Raw genomic sequence first — 15,122 nt, forward strand, 5'->3', positions numbered from 1 at the left:
GCGTTCACAGTAAGCGAAGGCTAGCCTAACCACGAAATCCGGCTCCATGGCGAAAGAAGATCTCGAATGCACCTCTCCCGACGCGGCTTTCTCGCCGGCACCGCGGCGCTCGGCGCCACCGGCCTCCTGACCGCCTGCGGCTATCAGGAAGAGACGCCAGCGCAGGGAGCGGGCACGACGTGGTCCTTCACCGACGACCGCGGCCGCAAACTCGAAGGCGAGCGGCCGACCCGGATCGTCGCGCAGGTGACCGCCGCGGCGGCGTTGTGGGACCTCGGCGTGAAGTCGGCCGGGATCTTCGGGCCGTCGAAGTTCGCCGACGGCAAGCCGGACCCGCAGGCGGGCGGGGTCGACCTGAACACCGTCACGTCGCTCGGGAACGTGTGGAACGAGTTCAACTTCGACAAGTTCGTCTCGCTGAACCCGCAGCTGCTGATCAGCGTGATGTACCTCAAAGACCAGATGTGGTACGTCCCGGACACACAGACGGAGAAGATCGACAAGGCCGCGCCGAGTGTCGGCGTCCGGCTGCAGGACATCTCGATGCCCGAGGGGATCGCGAAGTTCATCTCGCTGGCGAAGGCACTCGGTGCCGACACCGAGACCCCGGCGATCCAGGCCGCGAAGGCCGAGTACGAGAAGGCCGACGCCGCGCTCGGCGAGGCGGCCAAGAAGGCCGCCGGGCTGAAGATCCTGCTGGTGTCCGCGCAGAAGGACGCCGTCTACGTCTCGAACGCGCCGAAGTTCGCGACGTCGAAGCACTACCAGAGCAAGGGGCTGAACTTCGTCACGCCGGAAGCGCCGGACGAGAGCCAGGGCGGCTACTACCAGCAGATCAGCTGGGAGAACATCGGCAAGTACCCCGCCGACGTGATCATGTACGACAACCGCGGCGGTTCGCTCTCGCTCGGCCCTGACGGGCTCGGCGGCGTGCCGACCTGGGCCCAGCTGCCCGCGGTGAAGGCCGGGAAGCTGATCCCGTGGAACAACGAGACGCCGTTCTCGTACCAGCGGTTCACGCCGCAGCTGACGGAACTCACGGCTGCGCTGAACAAGTTCGCGTGAGGCTGAAGGGGACTTTCCCCGCATGCGATGGGGGGAAAGCGCCCTTCACCGCGTGAGACGAGGGGAAAGTCCCCTTCAGCCCAGGAACTCCCGCAGCGCCGCCGCGAGCTCGGCCGGGTTGTCCTCGGCCAGGTGGTGACCGGACTCGATCGCGAAGCCGCGGACGTCCTCGGCCCATTCGCGCCACACCGCGATCGGGTCGCCGTAGAGGTCGGCCATGTCGTCGCGGCTGGACCACAGCATGAGCAGGGGACAGGCCAGTTTCCGCCCGGCCGCCTTGTCCGCGTCGTCGGCTTCGCGGTCGGGCCCGAGGCCCGCGCGGTAGTCCTCGAGCATCGCGTGGACGGTCTCGGGATCGTGGATCGCGCGCAGGAAATCGGCGTGGTTCTCGGCGCCCATCGCTTCGGGATCACCGCCGTACCAGGCGTCCGGATCCGCGTTGATCACACGCTCAGCCGGTTTCGCGAGCTGGCCGAAGAAAAACCAGTGCCACCATTTCCGGGCGAAGTTCGCGTCGGCGCGAGCGAGCGCCTCGCCGATCGGGACGCCGTCGAGGATGACCAGCCTGGTGACGGCCTCGGGATGATCCATCGCGAGCCGGTGCGCGACATAGCTGCCGCGATCGTGCCCCGCGACGACGAACCGTTCGTGGCCGAGGTGCCGCATGAGCGCGACGATGTGCCGGGCCATGGCGCGCTTCGACTGGGCGGAGTGGTCCTCGGTGGTCTCGGGTTTCGAGGACTGGCCGTAGCCGGGGAGATCCGGGCAGACGACGGTGAACGCGTCCGTGAGCCGGGGCGCGACGTCGTACCAGGTGGTGTGGGTGCGGGGATGTCCGTGCAGGAGAACGAGGGGCGGACCTGAACCGCCGTGGCGGACCCTGAGGGTCACCTCGCCGACGTCGACGTTTTCGAGCTTGAATCCCTCGAACATGATCCTCCAGAGAGTGCAATGAAAGTCCCCTTCATTGCAAATTTTGCAATGAAGGGGACTTTCATTGCAGTGTCTAGCTCCGTGCGTGCGCGTCCAGGATGTGCGCGACCGCTTCGGTGACCCGCTGCGCGAAGTCGATGTTCAGCCACTCGTCCGGCACGTGGATGTTCGAGTCCGGCCCGCAGGCGCCGGTGACCACGAACTGCGCCTCCGGGTACTTCTCGCCGAGCAGCCCCATGAACGGGATCGACCCGCCCATGCCGTAGCTCTTGTGCGGCGCCCCGAAGACCTCGCCGCTCACGTGGTGCAGGACGTCGTCGAGCCACGGCGCGGTGGCCGGCGCGTTCCAGCCGTTCTCGGCCTGGAAATCGCTCAGCTCGACCGAAGCGTCGTAGGGCACGTCGGTGGTGAGCACGCGGCGGACGGCCTCCATCGCGGTCTTGGCGTCGGCGGTCGGCGGCAGCCGGAAGCTCAGCGTGAGGGTGGTGCTGTCGCGCAGCACGTTGCCCGCGTCGGCCGGGAGCGGGAAGCCCTCCGCGCCGATCACCGACAGCGTCGGCCGCCACGAGTTGTTGAGCAGCAGTTCGAGGTCGTCGTCGGACACCGGGCGGCCGACAACCGGGAAGAGCGTCTTCGCCGCGCCGGGCGCGATCTCGACGACGCCGCGTGCCTCGTCGACACGGTTCTCCGGGATGTCGACGCTCAGTTCGGCGAGCTTGATCTCGCCGGTCTCGACGTTCTCGATCCGGTCGATCAGCGCGCGCAGCACGCGGAACGAGCTCGCCACGATGCCGCTGGCCATACCGGAGTGCTGCGCCGATTCGAGCACCTTCACGGTGACGTTGACGTGCAGCATGCCGCGCAGGCTGGTGGTCAGCCACAGTCGCTTGTAGTCGGTGCCGCCCGCGTCGAGGCAGACGACCAGCGAGACCGCGCCGAGCTTCTCCTTCAGGTGCTCGACGTAGGCGGGCAGGTCCGGGCTGCCGGACTCTTCACCGGTCTCGAGCAGCACGACCGCGCGGGAGTGCTCGCCACCGGCGGCGCGCACGGCTTCGATCGCCGTCGTCGCCGCGTAGCCGGAGTAGCCGTCGTCGACGGCGCCGCGGCCGTAAAGCCGCCCGTCGCGGATCACCGGCGTCCACGGGTCGAGCCCCTCGGACCAGCCTCCGACCGGGGGCTGCTTGTCGAGGTGCCCGTACATCAGCACGGTGCCCTTGTCGGCCTCGTCGGACGTCGCCGGGATGTCGACGACCAGCAGCGGGCTGCGGCCTTCGAGTTCCACGACCTCGAGCGTCGCGCCGGGGATCTCCCGGGCGGCGATCCAGGAACGGACGTGCTCGACGGCGGCGGCCAGATGACCGCTCTTCGCCCACTCCGCGTCGAACGCCGGCGACAACGCGGGGATCGCCACGAGGCCGGACAGGCTGGGAAGGACGTCGTGCGTCCAGTTGGAAACCACGGTTTCGCGTACGGATTTCTGCTCCACGTCCGCCATCCTGCCACGGGCTCCGGCACGTGTGATGGGTCACAACGGCGGGCACGGATCGTCATCGATCAAGCCGGACACGGCACCCGTCCGGGCTCACCGTCCGCTGGTCGGCCCGCGAGTGAAACCCCTACTTTCGGCGGCCCCACACTCGGGCGTCCTAGCATTTGCCCTGTTCAGGCACCCTTTCTCAGCAACAAATCAGCATCCGCCACTGACCAAAACGGCGTCCGGCATGCCAGGATGTGCGCACGAACCGTCAACGCCGATGGTGACCCAGCGCTTCAGATCCGACGCGCTGGTCCCCGCCGGCGCAGTCACTGTGGCCGCCACAAGTGGCCGCCAGAGGCGCCGACATCAAGGAGAGCAGCGCATGCCGTCCGAACACTGGACGCACCCGGAACCTGGAGATGGCCCCGCCGCGGTAGCGGCGCAACCGTCCCCCGAACAGGTGATCGCCGGTTTGCGAGCAACGAGCGAAGGTGGCGCTGAGCTGACTCAGCTGCTCACCCCCGAAGGCGAACGGGTCTCCTCGCCGCAATTCGACCGGTATGTCGACGACATCGACGCCGAAGCCCTCAAGGGCCTGTACCGCGACATGGTTTTGGTCCGCCGCGCGGACCGCGAAGCCAACGCGATGCAGCGTCAGGGCCAGCTCGGCATCTGGGTCCCGCTGCTCGGGCAGGAGGCCGCGCAGATCGGCTCCGGCCGCGCGTTGCAGAAGCGGGACATGGCGTTCCCCAGCTACCGCGAACACGGTGTCGCGTACGCCCGCGGCGTCGACCTCAAAGAGGTGCTCGGCATCTTCCGCTGCACCGACCACAGCGGCTGGGACTACAAGGAGCACGGCTTCCACCCGTACACCATCGTGATCGGCAACCAGGTGCTCAACGCCGCCGGGTACGCGATGGGCCAGAAGTTCGAAGGCAAGGTCGGCGACGACGACAGCGAAGCGACCATCTGTTACTTCGGTGACGGCGCGACTTCGCAGGGCGACGTGCACGAAGGCTTCGTCTGGGCCGCCGTCTACGACGCGCCGCTCGTGTTCTTCTGCCAGAACAACCAGTGGGCGATCTCGGAGCCCACCGAACGCCAGTCGCGCCTGCCGCTCTACCAGCGCGCCCGCGGCTACGGCTTCCCCGGCATCCGTGTCGACGGCAACGACGTCCTCGCCTGCCTCGCGGTCTCCCGCTGGGCGCTGGAGGAGTGCCGTCACGGCAACGGCCCGGTGCTGATCGAGGCGTTCACCTATCGGATGGACGCGCACACCACCACCGACGACCCCACCCGCTACCGGCTCTCCGACGAGCTGGAGGAGTGGAAGCTGAAGGACCCGATCGAGCGCGTCCGGGCGTACCTCGCCCGCGGTGGCGGCGCCGACCAGGCGTTCTTCGACCAGGTACAGGCCGATTCGGACGCCTTCGCGGCCGAGCTGCGCGAGTACTGCTTCAACATGCCCGAACCGCCACCCGAGCGGATCTTCTCCAACGTGTACGCGGAGTCCACGCCGATGCTGGACGCGCAGCGCGAAGAGTTCCTGTCCTACCTGGACGGTTTCGTCGGGGCGGGTGAGCACTGAAATGGCAGACCTCCAGAAACTCACCATCGGCAAGGCGATCAACCTCGGCCTCCGGCGTGCCATGGAATCCGACCCCAAGGTCCTGATCATGGGTGAGGACGTCGGCAAGCTCGGCGGCGTCTTCCGCATCACCGACGGCCTGCAGAAGGACTTCGGCGAGCAGCGCGTCCTGGACACGCCACTGGCCGAATCCGGCATTATCGGCACCGCGGTCGGCCTGGCCGTCCGCGGTTTCCGCCCGGTGTGCGAGATCCAGTTCGAGGGCTTCATCTTCCCCGGCTTCGACCAGATCGTGAGCCAGGTGGCGAAGCTGCACTACCGGACGCAGGGCAAGATCAAGATGCCCATCGTGATCCGGGTGCCGTTCGGCGGTGGCATCGGCGCGGTCGAGCACCACTCGGAGTCGCCGGAATCGCTGTTCGCGCACGTCCCCGGCCTCAAGGTCGTGTCGGTTTCGAACGCCGTCGACGCCTACTGGGGCATCCAGCAGGCCATCAAGGCCGACGACCCGATCCTGTTCTTCGAGCCGAAGAAGCTGTACCACTCCGGCGCACTGAAGGCCGAAATCGACGTCGACGGCACGCCGGACCAGCTGTTCGAGTCCCGTGTCGTCCGCGAAGGCACGACGGCCACCGTCGTCGCGTACGGCCCGTCGGTGAAGGTCGCGCTCGACGCGGCGGCCGCCGCCGAGGACGAGGGCAAGTCGCTGGAGGTCATCGACCTGCGGACGCTGTCCCCGCTCGACCTGGAGCCGGTGTTCGAGTCGGTGCGCAAGACCGGACGGCTGATCGCGCTGAGCGAGGCGCCGTCGGAGTCGTCGCTGACCTCGGAGATCGCCGCGCGCGTGCAGCAGGAATGCTTCTACTCGCTGGAAGCCCCCGTGCTTCGGGTGACCGGATTCGACACGCCGTACCCGCCTGCCAAGCTCGAGGAGCACTACCTCCCCGACCTGGACCGGGTGCTGCACACCGTCGACCGTTCACTCGCCTGGTAAGGGGGAATTTCCTGAAATGCCCGAGTACAAACAGTTTCCCCTCGCCGACACGGCGGAAGGGCTGACCGAAGCCGACATCATCGCCTGGCAGGTCAAGCCGGGTGACACCGTGACGGTGAACCAGATCGTGGTCGAGGTCGAGACCGCGAAGGCCGCCGTCGAACTGCCCATCCCGTGGGCGGGCGTCGTCACCGAGCTGCTCGTCGAACCGGGGCAGACGGTGGAGGTCGGCGCGCCGATCCTCACCATCGACGTCGACCCCGGCGGCAAGGCCGCCCCTTCCGCTCCGGCACCCGCTGCCGCGAAGGAAGAGGAGCCTGCCGAGGAGGAGATGAAGCCGCTGGTCGGCTACGGCTCCAAGGCGGTCGTCACGTCGCGCCGGGCGCGGAAGGGCGCGGCACCCGCCGCTCCTGCTCCCGTCGTCGCCTCTGTCACCCCTGTCGCCGCGGTGGCCGTCGCTCCTGCGGCGGGCGGATACGTACCGCTGGCGAAGCCGCCGGTGCGCAAACTCGCCAAGGACCTCGGCGTCGATCTGCACGCGCTCACCGGCACCGCCGACGGCGGCGTCATCACCCGTGACGACGTGCACGCCGCCGCCAACGGTTCGGCTCCGGCCACCTCCGTCCAGTCCGCTGTGGACAGTGGCTACAACCCGGCGACCCGTGAACGCCGGGTGCCGATCAAGGGTGTCCGGAAGGCCACCGCGGCCGCGATGGTGCAGAGCGCCTACACCGCCCCGCACGTCACGGAGTTCCTCACCATCGACGTCACGCCGATGATGGAATTCCGGGAGAAGCTCAAGAAGTCGCGCGAGTTCGCGGGAGTCAAGGTCACCCCGCTGACCTTCGCGGCGAAGGCCGTCTGCATGGCGGCCAAGCGCACTCCGGACGTCAACGCGGTGTGGGACGAGGCGGCGCAGGAGATCGTCTTCAAGGACTACGTGCACCTCGGGATCGCCGCGGCCACCCCGCGCGGGCTCGTCGTGCCCAAGGTCCGTGACGCGGATTCGATGTCCCTCAAGGAACTCGCGATCGCGCTCACCGAGCTGACCGACGTCGCCCGCCAGGGCAAGACCACTCCGGCGGCCATGCTCGGCGGCACGATCACCATCACCAACGTCGGCGTCTTCGGCGTCGACACCGGTACGCCGATCATCAACCCCGGCGAGTCCGCGATCCTGTGCCTCGGCGCGATCAAGGACACCCCGTGGGTGGTCGACGGCGAGATCAAGGTGCGCAAGGTGCTCCAGCTTTCGCTGAGCTTCGACCACCGCGTGGTCGACGGGCAGCAGGGTTCGGAGTTCCTGGCCGACGTCGGCGCGCTGCTGGCCGACCCCGCGGTCGCGATCACCTACTGAGTCGAGTGAGCTGAAGGACGCTTTCCCCGCATGCGATGCAGGGAAAGCGTCCTTCGCTGCGTCACATGCGGGCATGGCGTCCTTCAGCTTAATCGCTTGACGGAGTGAGCACTCACTCCGCACACTGGACGCATGACAAGCCCCGACACCACCCGGCGGAGAGCGCCGGGAATGAGCCCGGAGGAGCGGCGCCGGATGATCGTCCAGTCCGTGCTTCCACTGATGGTGGAGCACGGCGCCGGGGTCACCACCAGCCAGATCGCCCGCGCGGCCGGGATCGGCGAAGGCACCGTCTTCCGCGTCTTCAAGGACAAGGACGAGCTCTTCGCCACCTGCTTCGCCGAAGCACTGAAGCCCGACCAGGTACTCGACGCCATCGCGGTCATCGACCTCGAACAGCCCCTCGACGACAGGCTCGTCGAGGCGGCCGACGCGCTCAGCGCGCACCTCCAGCGGATGGGTGCGCTGATGGCCGCGATGCACGGTTCCGGCAAGCGGCCCGCTCACCGCGAGCATGGCGGCAGGGACCGGCGACGGGAATCGATGAGCGCGATGTGTGACGCCATGGCCGAACTGTTCGAACCGGAACAGAAACGGCTCCGGCTGCCGGCGACCCAGCTGGCGGCGCTCTTCCTGTCGCTGTTGTTCAACGGCCGGATGCGGTTCAGCGAGACCGGCGACGAACCCACCACGATGGAACTCGTCGACGTGTTCCTCCACGGCGCCTTGGGGGCCGAGTGATCGGCCCGCCCGGTGGGGGTGGCGGCATCGAGATGCTGCTGGCGCGGGGCGGCAGGCGACGCCGTCCGCCGTCGACGGTGCCCGACAGCGGGCTGACCGGTCCGGTCGAGATCCCGGAGCCCGAACCCGAAGCAGTCCCGAAAGACCTGAAGTCGCGGCTCAACCGCATGTGGGTCAACGTCTCGGGCACGGTCCGCGGCCTGCCCAAGGTCGCGAAGCTGACCTGGCAGGCGAGCCCGTTCCTGACCATCACGATCACCCTCGTGACGCTGCTTTCCGGTCTGCTGCCCACGGCGACCGCGTACATCGCGAAACTGCTGATCGACTCCGTGGTCGCGGCGATCCAGGGCCACGGCACCAAGAGCGCGATCGTCGGCGTCGCGCTGTTCCAGTTCGGCGTCCTCGTGCTGACCGCGCTCTCGCAGGCGCTGACCACCTATGGCCAATCCCTGCTGCAGGAACGAATGACGCTGACCATCCGCCACCAGGTGATGGACCACGCGAGCAAGCTGCATCTTTCGTACTTCGAGGGTTCCGCGTCCTACGACATGCTGCGCCAGGCCGCGCAGGAAGCGCCGACCCGGCCGCTGTCGATGATGAACTCGGCGCTGGGCCTGATCCGGACGGCGATCACCTTCGGCAGCATGATCGCGCTGCTGGTCTCGGTCAGTCCGCTGCTGGCGCTCGTCGCCCTCGTGGCACCGATCCCCGCCTTCATCTCGCAGTCGAAATACGGCGCCCGCGCCTTCTGGCTGACACTGATGATGTCACCGCTGAAACGACGGATGGACTATCTGTCCTCTTTGGTCACCACGGACACGTATGCCAAGGAGACCAAGCTCTTCGGCCTCGGCCCGTACTTCGTCGACCGGTTCCAGCGGCTGGGCCAGGTCTTCTACGACCGCCAGCGGACGCTGACCCGCAAGCGCAGCGTCAGCGCGACGTCGTGGGGCCTGCTGAGTACCGCCGCCGGATCCGCAATCGCGCTGTACATCGCGCTGGAGGCCGTCGGCGGCAGGCTCACCCTCGGCGATCTCGCGCTGTACACGGCCGCCGCGGCGTCGGTGCAGACGTCGGTCCAAGGTCTGTTCACCGCGTTTTCCGGAATGTACGAGAACAATCTCTATCTCGACACGCTGTACCGCTTCCTCGGCACGAAACCGGAGATCGTCGCGCCGCCGGAGCCACGCCCGCTTCCGTCCACTGTGGAGGGACACATCCAGTTCGAAGAAGTGTCCTTCACCTATCCCGGGGTGGTCGAACCCGCGCTCGACAACGTGAGCTTCGAGATCCGGCCGGGCGAGACGGTCGCCGTCGTCGGCCGCAACGGCGCCGGGAAGTCGACGCTGTTCAAACTGCTGTGCCGCCTGTACGACCCGACCGACGGGCGAATCCTGCTCGACGGCGTCGACATCCGCGAGTACGACCCGGTGGAACTGCGGCAGCGGATCAGCGCGATGTTCCAGGACTACGTGACCTACCAGGGCACGGCGTCCGAGAACATCGGGCTCGGTGACCTGACGCATCTCGTCGACCGAGAGCGGATCGAGGAGTCGGCGAAGCGAGCCGGTGCCGACGAGCGGATCGAGCGCCTGCCCAGCGGGTACGACAGCCCGCTCGGCCGCTGGTTCGATCAGGGCGTCAGCCTTTCCGGCGGCGAATGGCAGAAGATCGCGCTGGCGAGGGCGTTCCTGCGGGAGGCGCCGATCCTGATCCTCGACGAACCGACCTCGGCGCTGGACGCCCAGGCCGAGCACGACCTCTTCTCGCGGCTGCGCGAGCTTTCGGAGGGACGCACGACGCTGTACATCTCGCACCGGTTCTCCACCGTCCGGCAGGCGGAACGGATTCTGTTGCTGGAGCACGGGAAGGTCGCGGAATACGGCACGCATGACGAGCTGATGGCGGCGAAGGCCGGCTATGCGGACCTCTTCACCCTGCAGGCCGCCGCGTATCTCGACGAGGCCGTCAGCTGACCGGGACCCCGATACGGCGACCTCGGTCACCGTATCGGGGGTTGGGAGCAAAACGGGCAAGCCGTACGTTGTCCAAGTATGGCTGTCGCGTTCTTGCTCTATGTCGTCGCCGAGATCGCCGCCGTGTGGGCGGTGGGCTCGGCCGTTGGCGTGCTCGGCACGATCGCGCTGCTCTTCGCCGGTGCGTTCATCGGGTCCTGGCTCGCACGCCGCGAAGGCGGCCGCGCCTTCCGGGCGTTCGCCGAGTCCGCGCGGCTCGGCCGACCGGCCGACGCGGAGAAGGAACTCACCGACGGCATGCTGATCGGCTTCGGCGGTCTGCTGATCCTGCTGCCCGGTTTCGTCAGCGACGTCTTCGGCCTGCTGCTGATCCTGCCGCCGACACGGAGTGTCGCGCGCAAGTTCTGGCAGAAGCGGATGGCCCGCCGGGCGGTCAAGTTCGCCAACCAGACCCGCGGTCCGGTGATGGTCGTGGACAGCGAGGTCGTCATGGACACGCCGCCGGCCGAGGCCGCCAAGAAGCAGCCGCCGGTGATCGAGGGCCGCATCGTCGAGGGCTGAAGGGAGCTTTCCCCGCATCCCAAGCCACGAAAGCGTCCTTCACCGCATCGCGTGCGGCGATGGGCCCCTTCAGCTCCCGCTCGGCTTCGGGATGTCGAAGTACCCGCTGAACCGGACCGCGGGCGCGTACTCGCCCTTCACCTTCACCTTGCCGGTCACGAACATCGCCGCCACGGCCGCGTTGCCGGTGGCCATCCGGATGAAGTCGTCGACGGACAGCGTGATGGTGGTGTCCGGAGTGCGCGCGAGATCGGTGCTCGAAACGCAGACGCCGTCTTCGATGACCGTTTGAAAGCGATCGAAACCGTCTTCTCCGTCACCGTCGGTAAAACGCCATGCGACGACGAAGTCGACATGCCGTGCGCGTTCGGGAGCGAAATGGTCCGACATTCTGCGGAAAATCTCGTCGAGGAACGCCGAACGCAGTTCCGGGTGATCGGAGATCGCTTTGAGTTGCTCCCGTGACGCCCGCTGCACGATGTCGACGAGCACCTCGGTCTCCAGGGAGCTCAACTCGATGCCCGCGCCGGTTTCCCCCAGCATGTGCAGGGTTTCCAGCACCTGCACGAACTGCTCGGGGCTCAGTTTGGCGAGCTCCAGCTTCTCCGCGAAGGCGTTGACGACATGCTCGCCGCCGGTGCGCGTCTTGTGCAGCCGTAACGGACGGGAAAGGCGCACCTTGTCCCGCCAGCGCCGGTTCGGAGAATTTCGGGGCACGGCACGGAAGTGTATCTGCTCGGCCGGGTTCAGGACGGTTTCGGAAGGTCGAAGAAACCGATCAGGCCCGCTGCGAAGGCCAGGTCACCTTTTACTTTGATCTTTCCGGTGACGAATAGCACAGCGGGGGTCGCCTGATGGGTGATGAGCCGGAAGAAGTCGACGGGCGCGATCGTGATCGTCACCCTCGGCTTCTCCTTCATGTCCCGGCTGACCGTGCACTCACCGTGCGAGATCACCGTCTCGTAGCGGTCGTACCCGCCATCGCCGACGCCGCCGGACAGCCGCCAGTGGACGACGGCGTGCAGCGACTTCGCCCGGTCCTGCCGGATGTGGGCGCCCATACGGTCGAAGATCTCGGCCAGCACGCGCTCCCGGAGCGGCCGTTCGGCGACGACGCTCTCGAGTTGCGTGCGCGAGGCGCGGGCGACCAGGTTCGCGAACCGGGCCGGGTCGACCTTGCGGAGGTCGAACGCGGGCGCGGACTCGGCGAGCCGTCCGAGCGAGGCCAGCAGCCGCCGGACGTCGTCCTTGCCGAGGTCTTTCGGATCGATGGCACCCGCGACCTCGTTGACGTCGAGAGAGTGCGCCTCGGCCGAATCCGGCTCGATCCGTTCCAGCGCGTCGACCAGCGCGCGGCCGGTCAGCCCCACGATCTCGGTCATTTTTCCCTCCAGCTCGCCTACCCAGGCGTAAGGCTACCCGCCAGTAGGTAGGCGGGCAAGCGTGCCGAAATCACCCCCGCCGGAGGTAGCCCGGTAGCGTCTTACGCGAACTAAGGGGAGGTCCTGAGTGTCCGAGGAAGTACCGCGTCCCGCCGAACGCGCCAAAAGGCTGCCGAGAGCGGTGCGGGAACGCCAGATCCTGGACGCAGCGGTCTCGGTGTTCTCGCGCTACGGCTATCACTCCGCGTCGATGGACGAGATCTCCGAGGTCGCCGGCGTGTCCAAGCCGATGATCTACACCTACCTCGGGTCCAAGGAAGACCTTTTCGGCGCGTGCATCCGCCGCGAGGCCACCCGCCTGCTGGAGGCGGTGCAGGACGGGATCAAGCCCGATCTGCCGCCTGACATGCAGCTTTGGCACGGTCTCCGGGCGTTCTACCGGTTCGTCGCCGACTACCGCGAGTCCTGGACGGTGCTGCACCGCCAGGCGATGACCGTCGGCGGCGCCTTCGCCGCGGAGATCACCGACATGCGCACCCGCGCGATCGAGCTGGTCGCCGCGCTGGTCGTGTCCGCCGGCACCCGCAAGGGCCTCGGCGAACAGGCCGAGTTCTCCGGCGCCGGGCTGTCCGCCGCGCTGGTCGGGGCGGCCGAGTCCTTGGCCGACTGGGCGCTCGACCACCCCGATGTCTCCGACGGCGTCCTCGCCTCGTGGCTGATGAACCTCGTCTGGCTCGGGTTCAACGACCTCGTCGAGGGCGAGATCTGGAAGCCGTCAGAGAGCGACGACTGACCCCTCCAGGTGCGGCTTCGGCTTGCGCGCGTTCCAGAGTTCGAAGGCCCAGCCCTCGCCTTCACTCCACGTGGTGAACGCCGCCTTCGCGGGCAACAGCACCGGCTGCTTGAACTTGACGTCGACGGTGAACGCCTCCGGAAGCCTGCCTTCGAACGCCGCGAGCGCGTGCGCCTTCGTCCACATGCCGTGCGCGATCGCGGCCGGGAACCCGAACGCCTTCGCGGTGATCGGGTGCAGGTGGATCGGGTTGCGGTCGCCTGAGACCTCGGCGTAGCGGCGGCCGATGTCGCCGGGCACCTGCCAGATCGCGGTGGGCGAAGGCTGCGAGAGCTGACCGCGCGCGGTCTTCTCGCCACTGCCGCCACCGCGGCGCAGGTACGTGCTGACGTCCGTCCAAACAGGACTGTCGTTGACGAGCAGCTCGCTGATCACGTCGAACTGCTTGCCCTTTTCGTGCGGGCGCAGGTCCTCGGCGCGCACGCGCAGGGTGAACGACTCGTCGAGCCGCAGCGGCCGGTGCTGGGTGATCCGGTTGTTGACGTGCACCATGCCCAGCAACGGGAACGGGAAGTCGTCCTCGGTCATCAGCGCCATCTGCAGCGGGAACGCGAGGATGTGCGGATACGTCGCCGGAAGGACGTCGTCCAGCCGGAATCCGCACACCTGGTTGTACGCGGCGAGATGCGCGGGATCGACGACGACGCCCTCGCGGACGAACTCGGTCGACGGCAGCGTGCTCCCGCCGCTCTTGCGCAGCGACCCGAGCAACGCCTTGGGGTACAACGAAGACAGACTCGGCGACTCGTGAAGTTCCTTGACCGCCATGATCACGCCCCCAGCAGTGCCTGGCCGCAGACGCGGACCACGTTGCCGTTGACCGCGGCCGAAGCCGGGTTCGCGTACCAGGCGATCGTCTCGGCGACGTCGACCGGGAGCCCGCCCTGGCCGAGGCTGGACAGCCGCCGTCCGGCCTCGCGGATGAACAGCGGGACGGCGGCGGTCATCTTGGTCTCGATGAAGCCGGGCGCGACGGCGTTGATCGTGCCGCCGTATTCGGCGAGCGTCGGCGCGCCGACGTTCACCATGCCGATGACGCCCGCCTTGCTGGTGGCGTAGTTGGTCTGGCCGACGTTGCCCGCGATGCCCGCGATCGAGGAGACGCCGATGATCCGGCCGTTCTCGTGGAGCACCTTGCCGGACAGCAGCTTCTCGTTCACCGCGAGCTGCGACGCGAGGTTGACCGAGATGACCGAGTCCCAGCCGCCTTCGGTCATGTTGCCCAGCGTCTTGTCCCGCGTGATGCCCGCGTTGTGCACGACGATGTCGACGCCGCCGTGACGCGTGGTCAGGTACTCGGCGAGCTTCTCCGGCGCGTCTGCGGCGGTGATGTCCAGCTGCAGCGCGGAGCCGCCGACCTTGTTGGCCACCTTCGACAGGTCCGCGCCCTGAGCGGGGATGTCGAGCGCGACGACGTGCGCGCCGTCGCGGCCCAGCACCTCGGCGATGGCGGCGCCGATACCGCGGGAGGCGCCGGTGACCAGCGCGACCTTGCCGTCCAGGGGCTTCGCCCAGTCGGCCGGGGCGGAAGCGGTCTTGGTCTCGGTCCCGACGCGGATGACCTGGGCGTCGACGAAGGCGGACTTCGACGAAAGCAGGAAACGGAGCGTCGACTCAGTGGCCTCTTCGGCTCCTTCGGCGACGTACACGAGCTGGGCGGTCGCGCCGCGCTTCAGTTCCTTGCCGACGGAGCGCACAAAGCCTTCGAGCGCGCGCTGGGCGATCCGCTCGTGCCCTTCGGCCAGCTCCGGCGGCGTCCCGAGGATGACGACGCGGCCCGACGAACCGACGCTGCGGATCACCGGGTGGAAGAAGTTGTAGACCTCGCGAAGCTGCTTCGGGTCCTTCACGCCTGTCGCGTCGAAGACGAGCGCGGCGTGGTTGTCGGCCGCCGTCGAGATGACGTCGATGCCCGCGCGGTGCAGCTGCGCCTCGATCACCTTTTCGAGGCGACCGCCCGGCGCGGCGCCGAGAAGTGCGGGACCCTCGAGAGCGGGTTGGCCGGGCTTGTACCGGCGAAGCGTCGCGGGGTTCGGCAGGCCGAGCTTCGGCACCACGAACTTCCCCACTGGGGATTTCGTGAACTGCTGGTACCTGTCAGCCATTACGTGCCTCCCGTGCCGTTTGCATCACGTCGCATTCTAACCTACTCGCTAGTAGGTTACAGTGTGAGAGAGCCTACGGAGGAGTGGAAA

General features: G+C 67.8%; 14 protein-coding genes. 8 read left to right on the forward strand and 6 right to left on the reverse strand.

Annotated elements, in window-relative coordinates; translation table 11 throughout:
• Positions 1 to 66: 66 nt before the first annotated feature.
• Positions 67 to 1,065 (forward strand): ABC transporter substrate-binding protein, encoded by a 999-nt coding sequence (locus tag ACLJRM_RS08600; protein WP_410662714.1) that lies wholly within the window; start codon positions 67 to 69, stop codon positions 1,063 to 1,065.
• A 75-nt stretch (positions 1,066 to 1,140) separates the two neighbouring features.
• On the opposite strand, the gene ACLJRM_RS08605 is transcribed toward ACLJRM_RS08600, so the two are convergent.
• Both ACLJRM_RS08605 and ACLJRM_RS08610 read right to left on the reverse strand, forming a co-directional pair.
• On the reverse strand, positions 1,141 to 1,998 hold the full coding sequence (locus ACLJRM_RS08605) for an alpha/beta fold hydrolase (protein ID WP_410662715.1): 858 nt from the start codon (positions 1,996 to 1,998) through the stop codon (positions 1,141 to 1,143).
• Between the two features lie 73 nt (positions 1,999 to 2,071).
• A complete protein-coding gene (locus ACLJRM_RS08610; RefSeq protein ID WP_174720482.1) occupies positions 2,072 to 3,484 on the reverse strand; it encodes a M20/M25/M40 family metallo-hydrolase in 1,413 nt (470 codons plus the stop codon).
• 373 nt (positions 3,485 to 3,857) lie between these two features.
• On the opposite strand from ACLJRM_RS08610, the gene pdhA reads away from it, so the two are divergent.
• From pdhA to ACLJRM_RS08640, 6 genes are all read left to right on the forward strand, one after another.
• Entirely contained in the window at positions 3,858 to 5,063 is a 1,206-nt protein-coding gene (pdhA, locus tag ACLJRM_RS08615; protein WP_101611448.1) for a pyruvate dehydrogenase (acetyl-transferring) E1 component subunit alpha, read from the forward strand.
• Between the two features lies 1 nt (position 5,064).
• Positions 5,065 to 6,057, forward strand: coding sequence for an alpha-ketoacid dehydrogenase subunit beta (locus ACLJRM_RS08620; RefSeq protein WP_101611449.1), 993 nt, complete (start codon positions 5,065 to 5,067; stop codon positions 6,055 to 6,057).
• Between the two features lie 16 nt (positions 6,058 to 6,073).
• A complete protein-coding gene (locus ACLJRM_RS08625; RefSeq protein ID WP_410662716.1) occupies positions 6,074 to 7,414 on the forward strand; it encodes a dihydrolipoamide acetyltransferase family protein in 1,341 nt (446 codons plus the stop codon).
• 171 nt (positions 7,415 to 7,585) lie between these two features.
• The gene (locus ACLJRM_RS08630; RefSeq protein WP_101611451.1) at positions 7,586 to 8,155 is read left to right on the forward strand and encodes a TetR/AcrR family transcriptional regulator; all 570 of its coding nucleotides are present in this window, start codon (positions 7,586 to 7,588) and stop codon (positions 8,153 to 8,155) included.
• Between the two features lie 26 nt (positions 8,156 to 8,181).
• Entirely contained in the window at positions 8,182 to 10,131 is a 1,950-nt protein-coding gene (locus tag ACLJRM_RS08635; RefSeq protein WP_410662854.1) for an ABC transporter ATP-binding protein, read from the forward strand.
• A 78-nt stretch (positions 10,132 to 10,209) separates the two neighbouring features.
• A complete protein-coding gene (locus ACLJRM_RS08640; protein WP_410662717.1) occupies positions 10,210 to 10,692 on the forward strand; it encodes an FxsA family protein in 483 nt (160 codons plus the stop codon).
• A gap of 69 nt (positions 10,693 to 10,761) precedes the next feature.
• Here the strand turns inward: ACLJRM_RS08640 and ACLJRM_RS08645 are convergent, their stop codons facing one another.
• Both ACLJRM_RS08645 and ACLJRM_RS08650 read right to left on the reverse strand, forming a co-directional pair.
• Positions 10,762 to 11,370, reverse strand: coding sequence for an SCP2 sterol-binding domain-containing protein (locus ACLJRM_RS08645; protein ID WP_174720569.1), 609 nt, complete (start codon positions 11,368 to 11,370; stop codon positions 10,762 to 10,764).
• Positions 11,371 to 11,438: 68 nt separating this feature from the next.
• Positions 11,439 to 12,074, reverse strand: coding sequence for an SCP2 sterol-binding domain-containing protein (locus ACLJRM_RS08650; protein ID WP_101611453.1), 636 nt, complete (start codon positions 12,072 to 12,074; stop codon positions 11,439 to 11,441).
• Between the two features lie 127 nt (positions 12,075 to 12,201).
• Here ACLJRM_RS08650 and ACLJRM_RS08655 point away from each other — a divergent pair, with 127 nt between their 5' ends.
• Positions 12,202 to 12,867, forward strand: coding sequence for a TetR/AcrR family transcriptional regulator (locus tag ACLJRM_RS08655; protein ID WP_007032385.1), 666 nt, complete (start codon positions 12,202 to 12,204; stop codon positions 12,865 to 12,867).
• Here ACLJRM_RS08655 and ACLJRM_RS08660 read toward each other — a convergent pair.
• On the reverse strand, positions 12,850 to 13,695 hold the full coding sequence (locus tag ACLJRM_RS08660; RefSeq protein ID WP_101613616.1) for a MaoC/PaaZ C-terminal domain-containing protein: 846 nt from the start codon (positions 13,693 to 13,695) through the stop codon (positions 12,850 to 12,852). The genes ACLJRM_RS08655 and ACLJRM_RS08660 overlap by 18 nt on opposite strands.
• Before the next feature lie 2 nt (positions 13,696 to 13,697).
• Positions 13,698 to 15,032 (reverse strand): 3-oxoacyl-ACP reductase, encoded by a 1,335-nt coding sequence (locus ACLJRM_RS08665; protein ID WP_101611454.1) that lies wholly within the window; start codon positions 15,030 to 15,032, stop codon positions 13,698 to 13,700.
• Between the last annotated feature and the right edge of the window lie 90 nt (positions 15,033 to 15,122).

Origin of the sequence: Amycolatopsis sp. lyj-84, assembly GCF_046549075.1 — a bacterium.
Classification (GTDB): Bacteria; Actinomycetota; Actinomycetes; order Mycobacteriales; family Pseudonocardiaceae; genus Amycolatopsis.